This window comes from Nonomuraea sp. NPDC026600, assembly GCF_040638335.1.
GTDB lineage: Bacteria > Actinomycetota > Actinomycetes > Streptosporangiales > Streptosporangiaceae > Nonomuraea.
In genome coordinates, this window is record NZ_JBEZYD010000045.1 from 73981 (window position 1) to 98537 (window position 24557).

Here is a 24557-nt window from a genome sequence, read left to right on the forward strand (position 1 = left end):
GTGTTCCTCCTTGTCCTCTCTCGGCGGGCGAGGCGGTCGTCTTCCGCCTGGCTCTTCGGCGCAGAAGGGTCATGGGAGGTCATCGCACGGCGGCCTCGTACATGAGCACCAGGGTGACGTTGGCGAGGGTGCTCCGGTCGCCTTCGACGGTGAAGACCCAGTAGGACGGGCCGCCGCCGGTGAGGCTCAAACCGGGGGTGGTCAGCGGGACGCCGTCGGCGAGTGGGAGGCGCCGCCCGGTCTCCAGCACCAGCCGTGCCGTGCCTTCGCCGGCATACTCGTACTGCGTGTACAGGCCGGTGATCCGCCGACTGCTCATCCCGGGGAACAGGTCGGGGGAGAGCGGCAGCACCAGGCGGTCGCCGCCGACGAACGCCGCCCACTCCTTCGGGAAGTCGTGGGCCACATCGACAAGGTGTGCCGCCGTGTAGGGACGCAGCATGCCCTTGACCGACTCGGCGAACACCTCTCCGCCGTACTCGGCGGTGTACCGGACGGTGAGCACCACGTCGGTCAGCGCGCCGGCCGCGGCGATACCCTGGGTCCCGCCGCCGAGCTCCAGCCGCCAGGTGGACACGGCGCCGGTGCCCTCGAACGGCAGGTAGCGCTCGTCGTCGTAGCGCAGCTCGAACAGGCCGTTGTTCTCCATCGGGTACTCGACCTGGGACAGCGCGACCCGCTGGCTGGGTCGCCAGTCGCCGCGCACAGTGGCGGGGGCCTCGCCCTGCGGGTCGAGCAGGTGCTTGACCGCCTTGGAGTCCGCCTCCAGCACGGTCTTGCTGGTGAGCTGGGTCAGCGTCGCGTTCAGCCCGAGCTGCCCGCCTGCGGCGTCGGTGAAGGTGACCGACACGGTGCGGATCTGGCGCAGGAAGTGGCCGGGGAAGTCCCGGCTGAACAGGTCCTCGCCCAGGGTGAACTCGCACCGGCGGCCGGAGCGCAGCCGCAGCAGCGCGACCGGGTCCAGCTCCAGCAGGGACACCTTCTTGGTGATCTCCAGGCCGCGGACGTTGCCGGTGAGGTAGGTCTGGCCGAGCCGTTCCAGGTCCGTGCCGAGGCTCTCGGCGGCCTGCAGGCCGCTGCGCCGGCTCTCCCAGTAGGCCGGCCGGATCAGCTCGGGCTCGCCGTCGCGCACGCCGCGCTCGAACCGGTACGCCGCCTCGGCCGACCGCGCCGCGTCGTAGGCGAGCTGGTAGGCCTGGAAGCACAGGCCGGACAGTCGCGCGGACAGCCACCCGTACAGTTCGGCGCCGGTGAACTTGTTCCGCATGAACGTCGCCGTTGAGGCGTTGTGCGCGATCTCCTGCTCCGTGATCTTCAGCTCCTGCCGGGCCGATTCCAGCCGGTGCTGCGCGGCGGTGATCTGGTACCCGATCTGGAGCACGTCGCTGTCGGCGATGGCGCGCTGCAGCTTCCAGTCCTCGACGGACCGCTCGTGCTGGGCGCGTAAGCCCAGCGCTTCGCCGATCATGCTGAGTCCCTCCGCGGAGGACTCCGACACCTCGCCGGCTTTGTCCAAGGCCCGGCCGACCTGCTCGCCGCCCCACTCGGTGCCCAGGATGAACGGACCGGCCGTGACCTGCGGCGCCGGGTAGGCGAACGCCGCACCGGTCTTGAGGATGGCGGCGAGGACGTGCAGGGCCGCGCCGGTGGACATCATCGCGAGCTGGCCGTGTTCCAGCGGCGACAGGCCGGTCTCGATGAGGTCACCGTAATGGTCGGCGCGCCCCCGCGCCGAGGACAGGCTCTCCTGCAGCTCGGCCAGGTCCTCTTCGGCGATGCGCGCCTGCGCCTGCCCGACGGCGAGTGTCAGGCCCAGGATCGCCGCCTCCTGTTTGACCTGGAGCACGCTCAGCTCTTCGGCGTCGCGTCGCTCCAGCACGCCCAGCAGGTCGGCGCCGAACTGGCGGACCCGGTCGACCAGTTCCTGGGCCCGGCGGAAAGCAACCGGGAAGCGCTGCGGCGGTACGGCCGCGGTCGTCGCGGCCGTGGCGGCCTCGCCGAGCGGGGTGCCCGCGGCGGCGGCGCGCACCAGCCGCATCGGGTCCAGCGGCGGCTCGAACAGCGGCAGCGGCTGGCTGATCCCCAGGATGTTCAGTGATTCGCGGATCTTGCGCAGCCGGTCCGCGACCCGCTCCCAGTAGTCGGTGAACAGGCTGTTGTCCGGGATGTGGAAGTAGGAGCCGGCCACGCCCGCGTGCACCTCGCCGGCCTGCTCCAGCAGGGAGCCGCCGCCTGTCAGGTAGCCGAGCAGGTCGAGGTCGCCTTCCTCCTCCTCCAGTTCGGTGAAGGTTTGTGGGGCGGGCGGCAGCCCGGTGCCGAGCTGCTCCGGAGGTTCGCCGAGCAGGTCGAAGGCGAGGATGTACAGCATTCGCGCCTCATCGACGCTTTCGGGGGTGAACTGCCGGAACAGCAGGTCGCCCCAGTCGAGCAGATTGTCGATGTAGGCCATCACCACGGCGCGGCGGTAGGCGACCGGGCGTAGCTGGGCGATGGCGTGCGGGTCGAACGGGTCGTATCGGTAGGCCCGCAGCAGGTCGGCGCGGCCGCCCAGGGCTTGCAGCTGCTTTTCCAGGTCGGCGAGGACGGCGGTGCGCTCGCCCAGCGCGGCCACGGCGGCGGACTGGCCCGGGGTCAGTCCCGCGGTGGCGGCCAGTGCGGCGACGGCGGCGGCGATGGCCTGGTGGGTGTCGTCGGCGGTGACGGTGAGCAGGTCTTCCTCGCTGGGCCGGCCGTCGCCGAGGTCGGCGGCGGCCAGCCGGCGCAGCGCGGCCAGCACGTCCGTCAGCCCGGCGTCCTCGACCGTGGTGACGGTGACGCCGAGTTCGCGCGCCGTGTCCAGGTCGCGCGCGCATCCGTCGGCGAGCGCCTGGAGGTCGGCGCCGAGGAACGGCAGGAACCGCCAGTGCCCGTGCGGGTTCGTCGGGTCGAAGATGTACTCGTACCAGCGTTTGGCGTCCTCGAACCGCTGCGCCTCGTTGAGCGTCTGCGCGATGAGCAGCGGCGCGTGGAAGAAGATCTCCCAGTAGTAGATGCCGTTGGCGCTCTGGAAGTCCAGGTGTGCGCCGGTCGGCAGCCGTCCCTCGTCGACGGTGCCCTCCCGGACCCGGACCGCCGAGGTGGCCTCGGCGTCGGTGGTGACCGCCACCTCGTCGCTCTCCTGGGTGGCGGTGTCCAGCAGCGCGGCCACGCCGCCCGACAGCAGCCGCTGGTTGAGCACGGCGGCGGTGCCCGTGGTCAGCCGGATGATCTCGAAGGGCAGGGCGGCGCGCTCGTACGGGCGGGGCACGGCCGCGGTCCTGGAGCGGCGGACGTAGGAGCCGCCGACGAACAGGAACAGGCCCTCGCCGGAGTCCATCGCGGCGTCGAACGGGGTGGGCGACTCGCGGGGCAGCCCGCCCCAGGCGCCGGCGACCGGCAGGTACTCGCCTGCCTCGTCGGGCTCGCTGTCGGTGGCGCCGCGGGCGTAGGCGGCGCCGGAGAACAGGTAGACGTGGGCGCCGCGGGTGAAGGCGGTGTTGATCTCCCTGGTCAGCGGTTTGGGGTAGCCGGGGTCGACGAGGCGGCCGGGCAGGCCGTCGGTGCCCAGGGTGTAGCGGACGTACTCGGTGCCGCTGGTCAGGTACAGCCGGTTGCCGCCGACGTAGGCCGCGCCGACCTTCCCGGTCGAGGCCAGCGTCGTGGTGGCGCTGATCTTGTGCAGGGTGGTGGCCCCGTTGGGGATGATCTTGCGGTAGGAGCCGCTGCTGCCGTTGTCGCCGTTGTCGAAGAAGTAGATGACGTCGTCATGCCACGCCGCGGCGTTGACCCGGGTTTCTGGAAGGCTCATCGGGTTCCCGGAGAGGGGCAGCGGATATCTGACATGGGCTTCCTGCTCGTCGAGGACGAACCGGCTCCGCCCGTGTCCGCCATACCCCCGGTCGTGGTCGTCGGAGTCGGTCTTCCAGACGAAGCGGGCGAAGAGATTTCCGGCGAAGGCGACGGCGATGCGGTCGTAGACCAGCACCGCGTCCAGCGGCTTGAAGCTGTTCGGCAACTGCTTGAGGACCCACAGGTCGGCCAGCGGGTGGTCGGCCGGAGGCTCAGGGGGGTTCGTGGCCGCCGCGGCGGCGATGTCCTCGGACGTCATGTAGCGCCCGAGGGAGTGGGAGACGAAGTACTCGACGTTGTCCGGGGTGGTGAAGGCGACGTCCACCTTCGTCCAGGGCGGGAGGCTCTCCTTGCTGGTCTTGATGTTCTTGGGGTAGTCGTCGTCGATGACCTGGAACGGGGTGCCGGTGAAGCGGACGTAGCGCTGGCCGGAGAAGACGTAGGTGTACTGACCGCGGCTGAGCACCGTGTCGACCTTGTCGGCCTTGGGCAGGACCGTCGGGACCAGCCCCCACCGGGAGGCCGTGGTGAGCCGTCCGCTCAGCGCTCCCGTCGGCGCCTTCCCCGGCACCGACTCCGCGTACTGGCCGGCGGCTTTGTCGAAGAAGTACCGGGCGCCGCCGGGCAGCTCGACCGCGGCGTCCACCTGCCCCCATACCGGCAGCCCGTCGTCGTTGCCGTCCAGCGGCAGCAGGTCGGCCGACTCGTCCGGCCCGGGGTCGCTCGGGCGGCACAGGAAGCTGCCGCCCTTGACGTCCACGCTGAACCAGGACCCGGACTCGGCCGCGACCGGGGTGTCGAACCGGACGACGTCGGCGGGCTTGACCGGGTCGACGAAGACCTCGGCGACCCGCTCGGCCGCCGCGGCGAGTGCCTGGGCGACCTTGTCGTCGGTCTCACCGGCCACCCATGCCCCGGCCCGCACCTTCAGGGCGGGGCCGTGGAAGGTCCCGAAGGGCAGGTCGGAGATGCCGGGGATGTCGGCCAGGGCCCGCTCGGTGAGGTCCTCGGCGACGAGTTCGGGGCTGAGCGAGAACATCAGCCCGGTGCGCGACACGGTCGGGTCCTGCGCTCCGCCGTCGTCGGCCGGCGGGTTCGGCGTGGTCACGGTGTAGGCGCAGGCGACCACGATGGAGGTGCGGTTCTCGCCGGCGGTCACCGGTTGGATGAACAGGGTGATGCCGTCGATGGTGCCGTTGCGCGGGGCGCCCACGCCGAGCGTCTGCGCCGCCACCCACTCCTTGTTCAGGTTCTCGAACGAGTAGAAGATCTTGATCTGCCGGGTCGGCGGCTTGCCGCTGACCCGCTGCTCGTCTCCGTTGGACGCGGCCACCACGGTGGTCGTCGCCCCGTCGTCGGCGACCGGTTCCACGGCCGCCCAGAAGACGAACATCCGGCCGAAGGCGTGCACGGGGTGCACCTCGTCGGCGTCGATCTGCAGGCTGACCTTCTGCCACGGCTCCCAGGACGCCGACAGCCGGTGCCGGCTGGTGAACTCCGCCCGGCGGTGATAGTAGCGCCGCGGGTCGGTCTTGGTACGCCCGAACAGCGCCAGCCGGTACGGGCCGCCGGTCGTCCGGTCCTTGGTGTGGACGTAGCCGCCGGCGATGGTGAGCCGGGACACCTCGGTGTACTCGTCGAGGTAGCGCTTGTAGGCCTGCTCCATCGCCGTGGGGGTGATCTCGTTCTGCAGCAGGTCGCCCTCCAGCGCGCGGAACGCGGGGGTGCGGTCGGCCCGCAGCTCCGGCCGGATGTAGTTCTCCGGGTAGAGGAAGACCTTGCGGTTGGCCTCCCACAGCCGGTAGCCGCGCATCCACTGCCACCACTCGCGGATCCGGCGGCGGGCGTCGTCGGCGGACTCGACGACGCCGGCGCTCCCGTTCGACGCGGCGGTCGCGACGGCCCCCGCGTCCGGAGGGGACTCCAGGCCGAGCAGGTAGCGGTGCACATAGAGCTGGACGGCCGCGATGGCCTCCCGGACCCGGGAGGTGTCGCCGCGCGGGCCCATCTCGACGTCGATCAGGAACCGGTCGAACAGGTCCCTGGAGGTGCCCGGCTCGTCGCCGGGGCCGCGGGCGAGCACGGCCGCGACCAGCGCGTCACGCCGCAGCACGGTCAGCTCGTCGTGCAGGGTGCGCTTCAACGCCGGCCAGTCCGCCGGGTCGTTGCGGCGGGCCAGCAACTCCTGCAGCGCCTCGGCGGCGGCCTCCAGCGCCGGGTCGCCGCCGTCGGCGTGCAGCCGGGACCACACGTCGGCGTGCAGCACGGACGGCACAGTGCCCAGCCGGGCGGTGAACGCGAACAGAGCGGCGATCCGGATGAGGAACTCCAGCTCGAACAGCGACTCGTCGGCCGCGCCGTCGGTCAGCAGGCCGACCCGCCGCCGGCACCACCGGATCTCGTCGGCGTCCCAGCCGAACAGGTCGGCCAGATACCGGTACGGGTCCTCGACGGCTGCCTCGCCGGGCAGCAGGAAGGCCGCCAGATCACCGGGGTGGGCCTTGGCCAGCTCGGCGAAGGCGGCGATCGTCCGCACGTCGCTCAGCCGGAAGTCGGCCGCTCCGGACCAGCGGTGCCGGAACGGCTGCGGGTAGGTCCGGTCCGGCGTGTCGTACCGGTCGCCCGAGTAGCGGACGTGCTCGGTGTCCCGGCACAGGTAGGTACGGCCCTCGAAGGAGAACGCGGCGTCGGGCCCGGCGTCGAACGCCTCGGGCAGGTTGCCCCAGTCGCCGGCCACCGGCCTCGGGTAGCCGTCCTCGACGGTCTCCAGCGGGGTCATCCGGTAGCGGGCGTACTGGCCGCCGCAGAAGACGTACAGGTCGCCGTCGCGGGAGGTGAACGCCGCCTTCACGCTCGCCCCGGGGGCGCGGAAGGCGTTGTCCACCACGCCCCAGGCGCCGGCGACCGGCGCCTGGGCCGCCTGACCGTCGTCGACGCGCAGGTAGCCGGCTCCGGCGAACAGGTACACGACGCCGTCGGCGTCCTGGAAGGCCGCGTCGATCGCGTCACGGAAGCCTTCTGGCAGCTCGGCGATGCCCAGCTCGGCGGGCAGCGCCTCGGCGATGACCCGGGGGTAACCCTCGTCGACCTGGTCGTAGCCGCCGGCGTCGGAGTAGCGGATGTACTGGTCGCCGGAGAACAACAGAGTGCGCGGACCGCTCTCCCCGCTGATCACCAGGGCGGCGTCGACCCGCTGCCGCTCGGCGACCGTGTTGCGGACCCGGGCCAGCGCCGTCTGGTCGAACCGCGCGGTCAGGCCGCGCGACAGCACGTGGCAGACGCCGCCGGACAGGATCCGCACGGTACGCCCGCCGCCGGCCACGGCGTCGACCATGGACCGCCCATCGGCCTCCAACCGGTCGGCCAGATCCTCCTCGAACGACACCGGCAGGCCGGTGAACGCCTCCTCGGCGCGCAGGTTGCCGGCGATCGGCTTGGGATAGCCGGGGTCGGCGTACCGGTAGGAGGCGCCGGTGTAGCGGACGTACTGGTTGCCGGAGAACAGGTACGTGACCCGGCTCCCGTCCGCGCGGACGTCGGCGAACGCGGCGTCGACCACGTCGTCACCGCCGCCGAGGAAGTTGTTGCGGGTCCGGCCCCACGCGTCCCTGATCGGCCGCCGCGCCGCCAGGGTGCCGTCGTGGCGGGCGAACTCGCCGGGGAAGAAGAAGTAGACGGCGCCGTCGCGGCCGACGAACGCGCTGGTGAGGCCGTCGGCCTTGGTCAGTCCGGGCCAGGCGCGCTCCAGCGGGCGCGGATGCGACCAGGCCCCGGCGACCGGCCCATCGGCCATCGTGCCGGCCGGGCCGACCGGGTCCCTGCGCACGTACTGGCCGTCGAACAGCAGCAGCATGCTCTCGCCCACGGACAGCACGGCGTCCGGCACGGTGAACCCGGCGGGACGGTACTCCTCGGGCAGACCCCAGAACGCGGCGTCGGCGATCCGCGGCACCCCGCCCTCCGGCGCGCGGGTGTAGTCGCGGCCGGTGTAGGTGACATAGCGCATCGTGCCGTCGGGCCGGGGCGGCTCGAACAGGTACGTGACGTCGTCATGCACGTAGGCGAGCGTCACCCGGGTCAGCCCGCCCCAGTGCGCCGCGATCGGCAGCGGCGCGCCGTCGACGTCGGCGTCCATGGCGGCGGGACCGGCGTACACCACGAACTGGTCGCCGCTGAACAGGTAGGTCCTGCCGTCGGTGCCGACGAACGCGGCGTCCACCGCGTTGTCGTGGTAGACGTTGTTGCGCGGCCGGCCCCACTCCTCGGCCAGCGGATAGGCCCGCCCCAGCCGGGCGTCGAAGCAGGACGCGCCCTTGAACAGGTAGGTGTTGCCGTCGGCGCCGTGCAGCACGGCGTCCAGGTCGGTACGGAACTCCGGCGGCACCGCGCGCGGGAACCGCGGCCGGGCCGGCTGCGGCGCGACGGCCGCACGCTCCGGCTGGCCGTGCCGGTGCCAGCCGCCGGGCGTCTCGGCCAGCAGCGCGCCGTCCTGGTCGAACGCGCAGCGGACCGGCTCGGTGAAGGCGTTGTCATACCGGCGGTAGGCGGTCTGGGAGACCGCGTGGCAGCGCCCGCCGCCGAACAGATACACGGTGCCGCGGTCGGCGAACGCGGCGTCCACGGCGGCCGGCGCCTGCCTCAGGTTGCCCAGCCGCGGCTCACGCGGCAGCGCGGCCAGGGTCTGCGGGTAGCCGAGGTCGGGCGTGGACAGGTCGGTGCCGGTGTAGCGGACGTACTGGTTGCCGGAGAACAGGTAGGTACGGGTGCGCACGACGCCGTCGGCGTCGGTGTCGTCCGCCACGAGGGTCGCGTCGACCCGCCCGGTGCGGGCGATGGCGTTGACGACGTTCCCCCACAAGCGGGTGATCGTCGCCGGGTAGCGGTCGTCGATCCGGGTGTGGCCGCCGCTGGAGTACCGGACGTAGCGGGTGCCGGAGAACAGGTAGGTCCGGCCGTCCTTGCCGAGCAGGGCCGCGTCGACGTGATCGAACGGCACGTCGTCCCAGTGCCGGCGCAGCGGCTGCGGCTCCGACCACCAGCGGCGCTTGTTGTCGAACGTGACGTACCGGTCGCCGGAGAACAGATACACCAGGCCGTCGCGGCCGGTGAACGCGGCGTCCACCCGCGTGAACGGGGCGTCGGCCAGCGCGTCCGGCAGGTTCCATCGGTTGGCGTCGAGCGCCTGCGGGTGGGTGGCGTCGGGTGCGGTGTAGTCCTTGGTGGAGTAGCGGACGTGGAAGGAGGCGTCGGACGGGTCGGCGCAGTGCACCTCGATCCGCTCCCCGGCGACCCGTTTCCCGGTGATCGGGTCCACGGCGGCCGGGTCCGCGGCGCGGCGCAGCGCCAGCCGGATCCCGTGGTCGGCGGTGACCTGCCAGTCGGGGGCGGCCCAGACCACGGGCGCGTCGTCGGCGACGGTGATGCCGTGCTCCAGCAGCAGCCGGCGTACCGGATGCGGCAGCCGGCCGGCGTCCAGGTCGCCGGCGTGCTCCATCGGGATCCAGGTGATCAGCCCGGCCGTGCCGAACAGGTGGGTGGCGCCGTCCAGGGTGAACGCGGCGTCCACCCGCAGCAGCCCGCCCCAGTCGTCGGCGACGCGCCGCGGGTAGCCGGGGTCCACCGTCGAGTAGTCGGCGCCGGAGTAGCGCAGGTAACGATCGCCGGAGAACAGGTAGGTGCACCCGTCCAGGCCGACGAACGCCGCGTCGACCGTGCCGCCGGGCAGGGCGGCGCCGAGCGCCCCCCAGCGCTGCGCGGTGGCCTCGATCTCCGGCCCGCTCTGGTGCAGCGCGACGGTCCTGGCGTTCTTGAACAGGCGCAGCACCCCGGCGGGGTCGCGGAACGCGGCCTCCACCCCGTCGGCGAACTCGGCGGGGACGCCCGGCAGGAACTCCTCGATCAGCTGCGGGAAGCCCGCGTCCGCCCGCGACTCGCCGCTCTCGACGTCGCCGGAGTAGCGGAACACCTGGTTGCCCGAGAACACCAGGTAGGCGGCCCCGTCGGCGCAGGCGGCGTCGATCCGGCCGGTCTCGGCGAACGCGTTGCGGATCCGCCCCCAGACGTCGGCGACCGGCCGCTCGGCGGCGGTCGCGTCCACGGCCAGGAACGTGTCGCCGGAGAACAGGTAGGTGGTGTCGTCGGTGCCGCGGAAGGCCGCGTCCAGCGAGCGGCGGAACCGGTCGGGCAGGTCGGCGCCGCGCTGCCCGTCCTGCCACCACTCGCCGATCCGGCGAGGGTGGCCGGGGTCGACGTGCTCGCGCCCGGCCCCGGAGTAGCGGACATACTGGTCGCCGCAGAACAGGTAGACCCGGCCCTCCTCGTCGGTGAACGCCGCGTCGATCGCCGCGGGGGCGTCGAAAGCGTTCTCGACCACGCCCCACTCCTGCTGCTTCGGGGCCCACCGGGCGCCGTCGCGCTGCCGGGTGAAGGTGCGCGGGACGCCGCCGCCGTCGCGGCCGATGATCCAGTCAGTGCCGGTGACGTCGCTGAACGCGGCGTCCACGCCGGTCAGGACGCTGAACCGGCTGGACAGCTCGTCCAGCCGAACCGGCCCGTCGCCGGTACGGACGTAGCCGGGGCCGTACACCCAGCACTCCTGGCCCCGGAACAGGTAGATGTTGCCGTCGGAGCTCTCCAGCAGGGCATCGATCCGGTCGACGCCGCGGGGCGCGGTCAGCGGCTCGGGGAACTTGCCGGCCAGATCCTGGTCGCGGAAGGCGAGGGCGATCTGGTTCGCGTCGAGGCCGAACTTCGTGGCGAGCAGGGCGACGGCGCGGATCCGCCTGAGGGCGGCCCGCGAGTCCGGCGGCAGGTCGGCGCCGCGTTCCGCGCCGGCCAGCGCCGGGGCGACCAGCAGCTCCACCGCCTCGGCCGGGCCGCCGGCGACCGCCGAACAGGCCACGGCGATGATCGGCGCGCTCACCCCCAGTTCGTCCTGGAGCACGGCGAGCAGCGTGACACGCTGCCGGCCGGCCAGTGCCTCCAGCTTGGCGGTGATCTCGGCGATCGCCGCGTTCGTCCGCACCGCGACAGCGTGCAGCAGGAAGAAGACGTCCTTGGCGAAGTCCTCCAAACCGGGCAGGACGAAGTCCAGCGCGTTGTACACCTCGGCGAAGAAGCCGAGCCGGTGCTCGGGGACGCCCAGCTCCGGGGTGAGGTGCCCGGCCTCGACCAGCCTGACCACGAGCCGGGCCTGCTCGCCCGGGTCGAAACCGAACACGGCCGACGCCGCCGGGTCGAGCCGGTAGGGGGTGTGGTCGGCCAGGCAGGTGGCGATCCGCCCGAAGATCGCGGAGTTCTCGGCCGCGGTGAACCCGGCCAGCTCCAGCCGGCCCGCCGGGTCGGCGAAGAACGCCCGGCTGCCCTGAAGGACGCGGTCGTCGGCCAGGTGGACGCCGTCCAGCAGGTCGGCCGCCCGCTGCGCGGCGGACGGGTCGGCGATGTCCAGGAAGTCCGCCGGGGTGACGGCGAGCAGTTCGGCCCGGGCCTTGGTGAGCGGGCCGCGCAGGGCGTCCAGGACGTGCCGGCGGTACGGGTAGAACTCCAGGGCCAGCGCCAGATCGCCGAGACCGGGGTCGAGCAGCGCCGCCGGGTCGGTGAAGAAGCCGTCGGCGTCGATGTACCCGTTGAACCGCAGGCTCTCGACCAGGGCGGTGACCTGCTGCGGGGACAGCGGCAGCGCGGTCAGGACCGCCGGGTCGAACGCGACGGCGCCGCCGGTGAACCGGGCGGCCAGCTCACGCAGCCGGGCGTGCGCACCGGCCGCGACGCCGCTCAGGTCGGCGTTCACCGCGAACACGGCGCGGTTCTCCTCGATGGCGAAGAAACCGGGCCGCAGCACGGTCCCCTCATCGTCGAGGTACCCGTTGAAGACCAGGTTGTCGTACAGCTCGGTGCGCTCCGCGCTGTCCAGGTCCGCCAGTTTCGCCAGGTCGGAGGGGAAGAAGACGGCCGGCTCCGGCAGCGGCTCCGCGGGGTCCGGCACCGGGCACAGGCCGCGGACCAGGTCGAACAGCGCGTCGCGGTGCTCGCCGAAGTCACGGGTCAGCCGCAGCCCCGCGGGCGTCTCCGGCAGCCGGTCCGCCACCAGGGTGCCGCCCGGCTCCAGCTGGCCGGCGAAGACCAGGTTGGTGTAGATCTTGACCGCGAGGCGGTCGCCGAGCCCGATCCCCTCCAGGTCACCGCCCACCACCATGTCCAGCTCGTTGAGCGCGAGGTAGGCGGCACTCGCGGCGCCGGCCGGGTCGACACGCAGCAGCCGGGCGTCCCGGCGGGACACCACGCCGCTCGGGCGGGTGACGGCGATGTCGTGGATCACCGTCGCGGCGCGCGGGCCGAACCGGGCGGAGGTGAACAGTCCGGGGGAGGGCGCGAGCTCCTCGAACCGCCGGCTCAGCTCCGCCAGCAGGGTGGCGTCGGCGTCCGGCTCCTCCTGCCCGCCCGGGACGGCCTGCCCGTTCAGGCCGGTTCGAGGGCCGGCTCCGGCCTGCGCCCGCGCCGCCGCGGCGCCCAGCACCGTGGCCAGCTCCTGGCCGTTCAGGTCGGCGGACCGCATCCACGGCACCACGGCCAGCAGGGTCTGTATCAGCCACAGGCCGGAGGCGACGTCCGCGCCGGCCAGTACCGCGTGGTAGTCGTCGGTGCTCACCCCGGTGTCGATCAGTAGCGGGAAGGTGGTGTGCCGTCGCAGCGCCGGGTCGCTCTCGAGCGCGTCGATCACGTCGAGCAGTTCCTCGGCCGAGACGCCGAGCGCCGCCGAGAGCCGGTGGATCCGGTGTAGCAGCGACAGCTCGTCCGGGCCGGTCGCGCGGTCGAACGGGGGCGGCTCCACCGTGTCGTCCGAGGTGGAACGTTCCCGTAAGCGAACGACGAGGGCGGCCAGCTCGTCCTCGGTCAGGGACAGCGCCGCGGTGACCCGCCCCCGGTACTCCTTGTTGCGGGTGGCGAGGATGTCGCCCGCGCAGGTGAGCACCGGCCGGTCGGCGTAGCCGTACGGCACCCTCGTCGATCCGAGGATCACCGGGGCGCCCGCCGTGGCGAAGGGCACGTTGAACACCCGGTCGAACAGGTCCTCGGGCGTCTCGCCGTCGCCCGCGCCGAGTGCGTTCATCGGGGCGACCAGGCTGACGGCGACGTCGATCGGCACGTCCAGGCCGCGGTGCAGGTGGAGCAGCACGGCCAGATGCCGCAGCGCCCTGGCGTCGATCCGATTGCCGCAGCAGTCGCGCAGCATCAGGTCGAGGTCGGTGAAGGTCAGCCCGGTGCGGCGGGCCAGCCGGACGAACCGGGAGACCCGGTCGAACCAGGCCGCGGGGATCGGCTCGTCGGAGGGGTCGGTGGGGTCGTCGACGCGGACCAGCCGCTTCTCCTCGGCGTCCAGGCCGATCACCGGGCCGTCGTGGTGGACGAAGAACGCGGACGCGGCCGAGCGCTCCGCGGGCGCGCCGCCGGTCGAGGCCGTGCCGAGGCCGCCGTACAGCAGTTCGCGTAGCTCCGCGCCGCTCAGCGTCGCGGCCTGCCGGAACCGGTCGGCGTCGGCCAGCGCGCGCAAGGCGTCCTCGTCCGTGGGGTCGAGCCCATAGCGCGTGCGGAGCTCGGGGCCGTCGGCGAGCGGCGTCGTCAGCAGTTCCACTTCGGTCGGGGTGAGCCCCAGATACTCTCTGGCGACGACGTCCGGGTCGGGGGCGTCCGCCAGTTGGCGATACAGCTCGGCAGGCTCCACTCCCAGGTGGTGCAGCAGGCGCCACAGCCGTTGGTGGCGCAGCGAGATCGGCAGGGTGAACGGGTACCGCAACGCCGCCAGGAGCCGATCGGCGCCGCCTTCCTCGCCCGCGGCCAGTTCTCGCTCCAGCACCTCGTTGACGATGTCAAGGTAGGGCAGCTCGGCGTAGGTGTGCGCGGCGTCGAGCGGGACATCCCCGATGTCGAGACGGCGGGCCAGGAGATCGGCGAGGAGACCGGCGGGGCCGTCGGTGGGATCATCGGCGTCGAGCAGTTGCAGGAGCTCGGCAAGGTAGGCGGCCGGGGAGTAGACGGAGCGGGACATGTCGCCGTTCCGGAACGCGAGATCGCCGAACAACCGCTCGTAGCTGGGAAGTAAACCGTCCGAGTGCATGCGCTTTCTCCTGCCATGGAGCTCAAGGGGAATGTTCGGGCACACGTCATTCGTGAGCCTGGAAAATGATGACGAGCGACATGTCTGCCCGCAGGCGATGGTGGCGAGCCAGAGAGCACTACATGTACGGCTAACGTATTGCGCTACGATGTAGCGTGAACGTGGAAGTCCAATCCGTCAAGGGGCGGATTGCGCGTCCAAGGCTCGTTGGAGGAACACTGATGACAACGCCTGCGGACGGGACACCCCGGCACACACCCAATCGGCGCGGCCAGGGCGACCGGCTCCGCCAGGATCTGATCGCGGCCACCAACCTGCTCCTGGAGCAGGGCGCCACCCACGAAAGCCTGTCACTGCGCGCGGTCGCACGTGAGGTCGGCATCGCCGCGACCAGCGTCTATCTGCACTTCCCCGACAAGATGTCCCTCCTGCTCGCCGTCTACCAGGAACACTTCGCCGTCCTGGCCGGCCACCTGGACGACGCCGTCGCCGCGCACGCCGAACCCGACCGTCAACTCCATGCCGTCGCCGTCGCCTACTGCCGGTTCGCCGAAGACCACCCCGACGCCTATCAGGTGATGTTCACCGCGCCGCAGGCACCACCCGTGACCCGTCCACTGCCCGACGACGAACGCCCAGGTCTGGCGGCCATCGAGATCACCCAGAACGTGTTCAAGGCGTGCGCCGACGCCGGCCTGGCCAGGATCACCGACCCTTATCTGGCCACCCTGTGCCTATGGGGCGCCCTCCACGGCCTGCTCACCCTCCGCGCCGCCCGGCCCATCGTGCCCTGGCCCCCGCTCGGCACCCTCATCGACACCCTCATCGACACCCACCTCGACCTCCAGCGACGTCCTCAGCCCGCGAGCCGAACGGCGGACCCGAACAATCCATAAAACCCACATTCGATAAAATGATTGGGAATTCTTCTCTGGTCCCGCCAAACTGATCACGAACCAGTGAGGAGATTTCTTTCATGCCGAACCAGCCCGCACCGAACCTGCTGTCGTGGGCCAGCGAGATCGACGAAGGCGCGATCGCGCAGGCCGCACGCACTGCCCGCCTGCCATTCGTCTCCGGTCACGTCGCTCTCATGCCCGACGCGCATATCGGCATCGGTGCCACGGTCGGTTCGGTGATTCCCACGGAAAACGCCATCATTCCCGCCGCCGTCGGTGTGGACATCGGCTGCGGCATGGTGGCCACGGAGACGACGCTCACGGCTTCGGACCTGCCCGACACCCTGGCCGCCCTCATGCCGATGGTGGAGCACCGCATCCCCGCCGGCGTCGGCAAGGGCCACCAGGACCCGTCGATGGACCGCGCCCTCGGCGACCTCGGGCTCCCCTACACCGACCTGAACCCCAGGCAGACCAAGAAGGTGGCCGACCAGTTCGGCACCCTCGGCTCCGGCAACCACTTCGTCGAGGTCTGCCTCGACGAGCGCGACCGGGTGTGGACGGTCCTGCACTCGGGTTCGCGCGGCGTCGGCAACCAGCTCGCCACGATGCACATCGTCGGCGCCAAGAAGCTGATGAAGAAGCAGGCCACCAGCCTGGAGGACCCGGACCTCGCCTACCTCGTCCAGAGCACGCCGGAGTTCACCGCCTACATCGAGGACATGCTGTGGGCGCAGCGCTACGCCATGGCCTCGCGGGCCCGGATGGACAAGGTGCTGATCAACGCCCTGTTCCGGGTCGTGGGCAAGGGCGAGCGGGTCCGTACGATCAACTGTCACCACAACTTCACGCAGCAGGAGTCCCACTACGGCAAGTCCCTCTGGATCACCCGCAAGGGAGCCATCAAGGCCGACACGGGAGATGAAGGAGTGATCCCCGGCTCGATGGGCACGTGCTCGTACATCGTGCGCGGTCGCGGAAACCCCGAGTCGTACAACTCCTGCTCTCATGGTGCGGGCCGCCGCATGTCCCGGACAAAGGCGAAGCGGGAACTGTCGGCGACCTCTCTCACCGCGGCCATGAGCGGTCGAATCTGGAATGCGGACAGGGCCGCCGCACTGGTGGACGAGCATCCCGCGGCGTACAAGTCCATCGACCAGGTAATGGCCGACCAGAAGGACCTGGTGGAAATTCAGCACACTCTCCACCAGATTTTCAATTACAAGGGTTGATGCCCTTTATCCGCGCGCCCTGGCGACCAGCGAGGTCGTCAGGGCGGCGAGCAGCGGAATGAGCGTGAGGCCGCCCAGGAACAGCAGCCCGACCGGCCACAGCCCCTGCCCGCCCTCCCGGAGCTCCTTGATCACGGCCGGGACGAAGGAGACGTAGAACGGGGCGGCGGCCGGCAGCCCCCACAGCACGCCCACCTGAGGGACGAACCACCCGGCCAGACCGGCCAGGACCGCCAGGACGAGGAACGCGGGCAGCAGGTAGGGCGAGTCGAAGAAGTCGCGGGGGGCGTCGGCGGAGACCACGGGCGAGGTGGCGACGCAGAGGGCCACGGCGATGGATCCCGCGATGACGAGGATCAGGGCCCACACAATGACGGAACGGGACATGCGACTCCCAAAGAGGTGTGAAGTCCATCCTGATCACCGACGGACCTTCCCGGCATCGGCCCTCGTACGGGTCAGGCCACGCTCAGGTCCCGGGGGCCTTCCCGCGCTAGCCTTCGCCTCCCGCCCGAAGGCACGAGCGCCTCCGGAGAGAGCGTCAGCGGGATGCGCTAGCGGAGGGCGGCCGCTTCGGCGGCGAGTTTCTCCACGCGGCCCCAGTCGCCCGCCGCCAGGGCGTCGGCCGGGGTCAGCCAGGTGCCGCCGACGCAGCCGACGTTCGGCAGCGCGAGGTAGTCGGGCGCGGTGGCCGGCCTGATGCCGCCGGTCGGGCAGAACCGCACGTCCGGCAGCGGTCCCGCCAGCGCCTTCAGGTACGGTATGCCGCCCGCCGGCTCGGCCGGGAAGAACTTCAGCTCCTTCAGACCCCGCTCGGCCAGCGCCATCACCTCGGTGGCGGTAGCCGCGCCCGGCAGGTACGGGAGCCCGCTCGCTGCCATCGCGTCGGCCAGCGACAGCGTCGTCCCGGGCGAGACCAGGAACTTCGCCCCAGCCACCAAGCACGCCGCAATATCATCAGAAGTCCGGATTGTTCCGGCGCCGACGACGGCCTCCGGCACCTCGGCGACGATCCTGGCGATGGCCTCCAGAGCGTCAGCCGTACGCAAGGTCACCTCGATGACCGGCAGGCCGCCCGCGACCAGCGCCCGCGCCAGCGGCACGGCCGTCTCCACGTCATCGATCACCACGACCGGGATCACGGGGGCGAGATCGAGCAGGCTCATGAAAGTTCTCTCCTCATCGGGTGCAGCTCTATGCGCTCGTGCGCGGACCCCAGCTCTCTTGCCGCGCGCTGCGCCAGCCAGGCGCCGGCGCCCGTCAGCGCCGGTTGCGGGGCGACGATGAGCGTGGTCGCGATGGCCGACAGGTAACCGGCCATGTCCGGGTTGTCGGCGAATCTGGCGCGGAAGTCGCTGATACGCACGCGCTCCACGATACGGGGCAGCACTCCGCCGCCGAGATAGACGCCGCCCCTGGCGCCGAGGGTCAGGGCCACGTTCCCGGCGAAACTCCCCAGCATCCCGCAGAACACCTCGACCGTCTCCGCGCACAGCGAGTCGTCCAGCCGCGCCACGATGTCGGAGACCGACAGACTGGGCGGGTTGACGCCGTTGACCTCGGCGAGCGCCCGGTGCAGCCGTACCAGGCCCGGTCCCGACAGGACGTGCTCGGCCACCACGTGGTCCAGGCCCCCGGCGCGGAGCGCCCGGACGATCTCCCGCTCCCGGTCGTCGAACACCGGCACCGTGACGTGCCCGCCCTCGCCGGGGACCGGCGTCCAGCCGCCGTCGGCGGGCACCAGCCCGGCGACACCGAGCCCGGTGCCGGGCCCGAGCACGGCCTTCACGCCGTGGGCGGGTTCCGGGCCGCCCAGGGACACCAGGTCACCGGGCTCCAGATGGGGCAGCGAGACGGCCAGCGCCTCGAAGTCGTTCAGCAGCACCGCGTACGGCAGGCCGAGGTCGCTCGCCGAGCCGCTCCAGGCCGAGTTCGTCAGCGTGTAGCGGTCACCGTTGACGGGCCCCGCCACGGCCAGGCACGCCGCCCCCGGCCGCACTCCGCCCGCGTGTTCCGCGAGGTAGGCGGCTACGGCTTCCGGGAGGGTGTCGTACTCGGCCCCCGCCAGGACCGCGACGTGCGACGGCCGCGCTCCCGGCGAGGTGACCAGCCCGAACCGGGCGTTGGTGCCCCCGATGTCGGCGACCAGCCACGGCAGATCGAACGCGCTCACAGCGCACTGTCCGTCAAGCAGAACACGGTCATCCCGCGACGCCCGCGTGCTGTCCGAGAGGGGCGCCCGACTCCAGGTGGGAGGCGCCCGCCTCGGCGGGGAAGCCCAGGCCGGGGCCGTGGTCCGGGGACTCGGCGCCGCTGATCCCGAAGATCCCCGCGCCCTGCTCCGCGTGCCCCGCCATGCGCCGGAACGTCGCGAACAGCTCGCGCCCCGTCCCCACCCACTGCGCGTCGCTCAGCGGCCGGCCGCCGGGCGTGCGCCGGGCCAGCTCCTCGGCCGGGACCAGCACTTCCAGCGTCCCCGCCGCCGAGTCGAGCCTGATCACGTCGCCCTCGCGGACCAGCGCGATCGGTCCTCCGTCCGCCGCCTCGGGCGACAGGTGGATGGCCGCGGGCACCTTGCCGGACGCGCCGGACATGCGGCCGTCGGTCACGATCGCCACCCGCTGCCCCCGATCGAGCAGTACGGCCAGCGGCGGCGTGAGCTTGTGCAGCTCGGGCATGCCGTTGGCGCTCGGCCCCTGGTAGCGGATGACCGCCACGAAGTCCTGCCCGTCCAGCTCGCCCGCCTCGAACGCGCGCAGCAGGTCGAGCTGGTCGTCGAACACCTTGGCCGGCGCCTCGATCACCAGGTGCTCGGCCTTGACCGCCGACACCTTGCTGACGGCCCGGCCCAGGTTTCCGTCGACCATGTGGATGCCGCCGTCGGCGGCGAACGGCGCGGCCACCGGCCGCAGCACGTCGAGGTCGGCGCTGCCGTCGGACAGCTCCGACCAGGTCAGCTTCCCGTCGGACAGCGACGGAGCCGAACGGTAGTGGTCAAGGCCGCGCCCCGCCACGGTCAGCACGTCGCCGTGCAGCAGACCCTCGTCCAGCAGGTCGCCGATGAGCACCTGCATGCCGCCGGCGTCGCGGAAGTGGTTCACGTCCGCCTGGCCGTTGGGGTAGATCTTGGTCAGCGAGGGCACGGCCTTCGACAGGCAGGCCAGATCGTCCCAGGTCAGCACGATGCCCGCGGCGGCGGCCATGGCGACCAGGTGCAGCGTGTGGTTGGTGGAGCCGCCGGTGGCCAGCAGCGCCACGCAGGCGTTCACGATCGACTTCTCGTCGACCAGCTCGCCGATCGGGGTGTACTCGGGGCCGTGCGCGGTGATCTCCACCGCCCGGCGCCCGGCCGCCTCGGTCAGCGCGTGCCGCAGCTCGGTGTGCGGGTTGACGAACGTCGAGCCGGGCAGATGCAGGCCCATGACCTCCATCAGCGCCTGGTTGGAGTTGGCGGTGCCGTAGAAGGTGCAGGTGCCGGGGGAGTGGTACGACTTGGCCTCGGCGTCGAGCAGCTCGTCCCGGCCCACCTTGCCCTCGGCGAAGAGCTGCCGGGCGCGGGCCTTGACCTTGTTCGGCAGCCCTGAGGTCATCGGACCGGCGGGCACGAAGATCGCGGGCAGGTGCCCGAAGTGCAGCGCCCCGATCAGCAGGCCCGGCACGATCTTGTCGCAGACGCCCAGCAGCAGCGACGCGTCGAACATGTCATGCGACAGCGCGATCGCGGCCGCCATGGCGATCACGTCGCGGCTGTAGAGCGACAGCTCCATACCGGCGCGGCCCTGCGTGATGCCGTCGCACATCGCGGGCACGCCGCCCGCCACCTGCGCGACGCCGCCGGCCGCGCGCACCGCCGCCTTCAGCTCGGCCGGGTACGTCTCGTACGGCTGGTGGGCCGAGAGCATGTCGTTGTAGCTGGTCACGATCGCCACGCCGGGCTTGGCCGAACCCATCAGGAGGGGCTTGTCGGCGGCGGGCGCGGCGGCGAAGCCGTGGGCCAGGTTCGCGCAGCCGAGGTGCGCGCGCGCCGGGCCCTTGGCGCGGGCGGCTTCCCCGTCGCGCCGGATCCGCGCCAGGTAGACGCTGCGGCTGGCCTGGCTGCGTTCGGTGATCCTGTCGGTGATCTCCTGGATGACGGGGTTCACAGACCCTCCTTCGTCGGGTCCTCGAACCCAAAATCGCGGTGTTCGGTGGTGCGCTCGCTCACGCCTGGTCCTCTTCGTGCCACACGCGCCCGCTGCGGCCGAGCAGTTCGTGGGCGCCCGCGGGGCCGGTGGACCCGGCGGGGTACGGCTCGGGCAGCTCGGCCGACGACTCCCAGGAGGCCAGGATCGGGTCGATCCACTGCCAGGCGGCGGCCACTTCGTCGCGCCGCATGAACAGCGTCGGGTTGCCCGCCAACACGTCCGTGAGCAGCCGTTCGTACGCCTCGGGAACGCGCGTGGTGAACGTCTTGCCGAAGCTGAGGCTCAGCGGCACCGGCTTGAGCGCCACCTCGCCCGCTCCCGGCTCCTTGGCCATGATGTGCAGCTCGATGCCCTCTTCCGGCTGCAGCCGCAGGACGAGGCGGTTCGGCGAGCCGCCGGGGAAGATGGAGTGCGGCACGTCCTTGAACTGCACCACGATCTCCGAGGTCCGGCGCGGCAGCCGCTTGCCGGTGCGCAGGTAGAACGGCACGCCGGCCCACCGCCAGTTCTTGACCTCGGCGCGGATCGCGGTGAACGTCTCCACCCGGCGCGACGCCTCGGTGGGCGCGGTGGAGCCGGGCTCGTCCAGGTAACCGGGCATCCCGTCCGCCTCGGTGTACTGGCCGCGCACGGTGAAGCGGTCGACCTCGGTGCCGGTGATGGGCCGCAGCGCCTGGAGCACCTTCACCTTCTCGTCGCGGATCGCCTCGCGGTCGTTGCGGGCCGGCGGCTCCATCGCGGTCATGCAGAGAAGCTGGAGCAGGTGGTTCTGCACCATGTCGCGCAGCGCGCCGGCCTGGTCGTAGTAGCCGCGCCGGCCGGGGGTGCCGACGGTCTCGGCGGCGGTGATCTGCACGTGGTCGATCCAGAGGGAGTTCCAGATCGGCTCGAGGAAGGCATTGGCGAAGCGGAGCACGAGCAGGTTCTGCACGGTCTCCTTGCCCAGGTAGTGGTCGATGCGGAAGATCTGCGCCTCGTCGAAGATGGCGCCGACCTCCTCGTTGATCCGCTGCGCGCTGGCCAGGTCGCGGCCGAGCGGCTTCTCCAGCACCACCCGGGAGCGCGGCGTCACCAGGCCCGCCTGGTCCAGATCCCGGCAGAACGGGCCGAACGTCATCGGCGGGCTGGCCAGGTAGAACACCCGGTCGCGCTGCTCGTGCCCGCCCAGCAGCGCGGTCAGCGCGCTCCAGCCGGACCGGTTCTCGCCGCCCACGTCGACGGACACGTGGTGCAGGCGGCCGAGGAAGCGCTGCCACGCGCCGGGGTCGGCCGGGACCTGGTCGCGTACCTCGGCGTCCACCTTGCCGCGGAAGTCATCGTCGGTCAGCCCGCCCCTGGACATGGCGATGATCCGCGTCTCGGGGGAGAGGCGGCCCTCCACGTCGCTGTGGTACAGCGCCGGGAGCAGCTTGCGCATGGACAGGTCGCCGGTGCCGCCGAAGACGACGAGGTCGGCGGTGTAAGCGGCAGTGGGAGCTGAGGTGGGGGACACGGCTGGGAACTCCGATGATTTACCAAGCAGGGACAGAACGGACACTAGCCAGAGTTACGTACCTACACAAGCTGAGTTTTGCTATTTGAGATGAAAAAGTCGTGACTTTTCATTACCTAACCTCCTGTGATTCACTTGGCGGATGCCTCGACGTACCGCCGCGACCCTCGCCACGAGTGGCGAGGTGCTCCGCCTCATCCGCACCGGTGAGGCCGTGACACGGGCGGACCTCGGCCGGGTGACCGGCCTGTCCCGCCCCGCGGTGCAACTGCGTGTCGGCGAGCTGCTCGACCGCGGCCTGGTCGTGGAGCGGGCCGACGCGCCGTCCACCGGCGGCCGGCCGCCGGTCCGGCTGGAGTTCAACGCCTCAGGCGGCGTGGTGCTGGTGGCCGCCCTGGGCGCCAGCCGTACGCGGGTGGCGGTCTGCGACCTCGCGGGCCGTGAGCTGGCGGGCCGCGACTTCGCCATCGACGTCGAGCAGGGCCCCGACGTGGTGCTGCCGCTCGTCATGGACACCTGGGACGAGCTGCTCGGCGACCGGCCGCGCTCGCTGCTGCGCGGTGTCGGCATGGGCGTGCCCGCCACGGTCGAGTTCGCGCAGGGACGCACGGAGAGCGCCAGGGTGATGGCCTCGTGGACGGGCGTGGTGATCCCGCCGCTGGTCCACGAGCGCTTCCCGGTGCCCGTACTGATCGACAACGACGTCAACCTGCTGGCCATCGGCGAGCACCGGGGCGCCTATCCCGAGCTCGGCGACCTGATGTTCGTCAAGGTGTCCACCCGGATCGGCGCGGGCGTCATCGCCGGCGGCGAGATCCTGCGCGGCGCGCTCGGCGCGGCGGGCGAGATCGGGCACATCCCGGTACGCGACGGCGGCGGCGTGCTCTGCCGCTGCGGCAACACCGACTGCGTCGACTCCGTCGCCAGCGGCACCGCGCTGCTGCGCGACCTGCGGGCCGCCGGCAAGGACGTCAAGACCATCGCCGACGTGACCAGGCTGGTGCGCGCCGGAGACGCCGAGACGATGGCGATCGTCCGCGAGGCGGGCCGTCAGATCGGCGAGGTCCTGGCCGTCGCCGTCAACATCCTCAACCCGTCGGTCGTGGTGCTCGGCGGCGACGTGGCCGAGGCGTTCGGGCCGCTGGTGTCGAGCATCCGCGAGGTCGTCTACCGCCGCTCCACCGCGCTGGCCACCCGCCGGCTCCGCATCGAGCCCAGCAGGCTGGGGGCCGGGGCGGGCATCAGCGGGTGCGCGGTCATGGTCCTGGACCACGTGCTCTCGCCCGACGCCGTCGACGAGAGCATGATCACCCGCCTCAAAGTCAGCTCCTGACGGACTGCCGCGAGGCCCCCGAACACCTCATCGCGCGGCGTCAAGGGCGCTTACCGGGCCAGGGCTTTTTCGTCTTGCGCGGCGACGGGCTCTGGCTCTGGGGAGTGCTGCTCGGCGTCGGAGTGCGCCCCATGGCCGCCTCGGACAGCGCGGGCCCCGGGGTGGGCCTGGCCCCCCGATGGGGCGACGGAGCCGGTGACAGGCCGCTGCTGGGGCTCACCCGGTTGCCGGTGGGCCTGGAGGTGGGGGTGGCCGTCGGCGTGGCCTTGACGGTCTTCCTGGCGCCGAGGGTGGGCGCGGGATTCGTGGCGGGCTGCGTGGTGTGGACCGGACGCGTGACCGGGACGCGATAGCGGGCCAGCTTCGACTCGATCGCCCCCGGCTCGCCCCGGCGCGGGCCCGGGTGGCCATGGTCGGGCAGGCCGGCCAGAGTGAGCCGCGTACCGGTGAAGGCACCGCCGACCAGGATCGCCGCGGTGGCCAGCATCAGGCAGCCGGCCAGTAATCCGGCGACCATCAGAATCCGCCTGCGCCGCTCCGTATGATCCACAGGCGCCGATGATAGTGATCCGGCGCCCGGTCCCGGGCGACTCCCAGCGAATCGTGATCAAGTTCCCGCGGCGCCCGGATCCGTGACGCTCAGCACGCGCACAGCAGGCCGCGACGGTCAGCACCCGCACGGCAGACCGCGACGCTCAGCACGCGCACAGCAGGCCGCGCAGCGCGGTCTCCAGGCAGAGCGCGGTGTGCGCGGGTGTCGGCCAGGGGAAGCGCAGGAGCTGGTCGTCCGCGCGGACCGTCGCGCCGTAACGGTCCAGCTCCCACAGCCACACGTCGCCGGCGTCCTCGCCCAGGGCCTTGGACACCCCGCCCGCGAGCTGGGCCCGGTGCGATTCGTTGATGTGGGCCAGCACGCGCTCGGCGGTGGCGGCCAGCGGATCGGGGGCGGCTTCGAGGTAGTCGTCGGCGTCCAGCACCCCGGAGTCGCGCCCGGTCAGGTACACCACCTGGCCGATGTCGAGCCGCAGCAGCCGGGGCGCGTCCGGCCGGCCGAACCGCTCCAGCGCGTCGAACAGGGCCTCGTCGGCCGTGTGCGCCGCGACCGCGACGGCGGCCTGACGCGCCTCACTCTCGGGTACGGCCTGCGCCCACCCCTGCACCTCGATCAGCCCGCGCGGATGCTCCACCTTGCCGAGCACGCGCATGGCGGTCAGGTTCACCGCCACGACGGCGTCGTCGCGCAGCCCGTGCAGCGCTTCGCCCGGCCGCACCAGCAGCACCGGGCGGCCCCGCTCGTCGACTCCGCCACGGGCGGGCGCGGGGGCGCCGTCGATGGACAGCCGGGCGACGCTCGCCGACGCGGCGAGGGTGCGGATCCGCTCGGGGATCGTGAGCATGGCGCCTCCTTGAGATCACAGCCAGCAGTAGGTTAGCCT

At 72.0% G+C, this 24557-nt stretch carries 11 protein-coding genes; 3 read left to right on the forward strand and 8 right to left on the reverse strand.

From position 1 onward, the window contains the following. Positions 1-79: 79 nt before the first annotated feature. Entirely contained in the window at positions 80-13981 is a 13902-nt protein-coding gene (locus AB0F17_RS56430; RefSeq protein WP_358042479.1) for a hemopexin repeat-containing protein, read from the reverse strand. Positions 13982-14202: 221 nt separating this feature from the next. Between AB0F17_RS56430 and AB0F17_RS56435 the strand changes: the two genes are divergently transcribed. Both AB0F17_RS56435 and AB0F17_RS56440 read left to right on the forward strand, forming a co-directional pair. Further along, the gene (locus tag AB0F17_RS56435) at positions 14203-14877 is read left to right on the forward strand and encodes a TetR/AcrR family transcriptional regulator (protein ID WP_358042481.1); all 675 of its coding nucleotides are present in this window, start codon (positions 14203-14205) and stop codon (positions 14875-14877) included. Between the two features lie 80 nt (positions 14878-14957). After that, positions 14958-16112 (forward strand): RtcB family protein, encoded by a 1155-nt coding sequence (locus AB0F17_RS56440; RefSeq protein WP_358042483.1) that lies wholly within the window; start codon positions 14958-14960, stop codon positions 16110-16112. Between the two features lie 6 nt (positions 16113-16118). Here the strand turns inward: AB0F17_RS56440 and AB0F17_RS56445 are convergent, their stop codons facing one another. From AB0F17_RS56445 to zwf, 5 genes are all read right to left on the reverse strand, one after another. Beyond that, positions 16119-16499, reverse strand: coding sequence for a hypothetical protein (locus tag AB0F17_RS56445; protein WP_358042486.1), 381 nt, complete (start codon positions 16497-16499; stop codon positions 16119-16121). A gap of 167 nt (positions 16500-16666) precedes the next feature. Further along, positions 16667-17278: a bifunctional 4-hydroxy-2-oxoglutarate aldolase/2-dehydro-3-deoxy-phosphogluconate aldolase gene (gene eda, locus AB0F17_RS56450; RefSeq protein WP_214641421.1), complete on the reverse strand. Its 612-nt coding sequence runs from the start codon at positions 17276-17278 to the stop codon at positions 16667-16669. Beyond that, positions 17275-18285, reverse strand: coding sequence for a glucokinase (glk, locus tag AB0F17_RS56455; protein WP_358042489.1), 1011 nt, complete (start codon positions 18283-18285; stop codon positions 17275-17277). The genes eda and glk overlap by 4 nt, the downstream gene beginning before the upstream one ends. Before the next feature lie 28 nt (positions 18286-18313). Next, entirely contained in the window at positions 18314-20254 is a 1941-nt protein-coding gene (edd, locus tag AB0F17_RS56460) for a phosphogluconate dehydratase (protein WP_358042492.1), read from the reverse strand. A 58-nt stretch (positions 20255-20312) separates the two neighbouring features. Beyond that, on the reverse strand, positions 20313-21788 hold the full coding sequence (zwf, locus tag AB0F17_RS56465; RefSeq protein WP_358042495.1) for a glucose-6-phosphate dehydrogenase: 1476 nt from the start codon (positions 21786-21788) through the stop codon (positions 20313-20315). Positions 21789-21930: 142 nt separating this feature from the next. On the opposite strand from zwf, the gene AB0F17_RS56470 reads away from it, so the two are divergent. Beyond that, a complete protein-coding gene (locus tag AB0F17_RS56470; protein ID WP_358042498.1) occupies positions 21931-23121 on the forward strand; it encodes an ROK family transcriptional regulator in 1191 nt (396 codons plus the stop codon). Positions 23122-23161: 40 nt separating this feature from the next. On the opposite strand, the gene AB0F17_RS56475 is transcribed toward AB0F17_RS56470, so the two are convergent. Further along, on the reverse strand, positions 23162-23671 hold the full coding sequence (locus AB0F17_RS56475) for a hypothetical protein (protein WP_358042501.1): 510 nt from the start codon (positions 23669-23671) through the stop codon (positions 23162-23164). Positions 23672-23816: 145 nt separating this feature from the next. Then, positions 23817-24518: a DUF2470 domain-containing protein gene (locus AB0F17_RS56480; RefSeq protein WP_358042504.1), complete on the reverse strand. Its 702-nt coding sequence runs from the start codon at positions 24516-24518 to the stop codon at positions 23817-23819. Positions 24519-24557 lie beyond the last annotated feature (39 nt).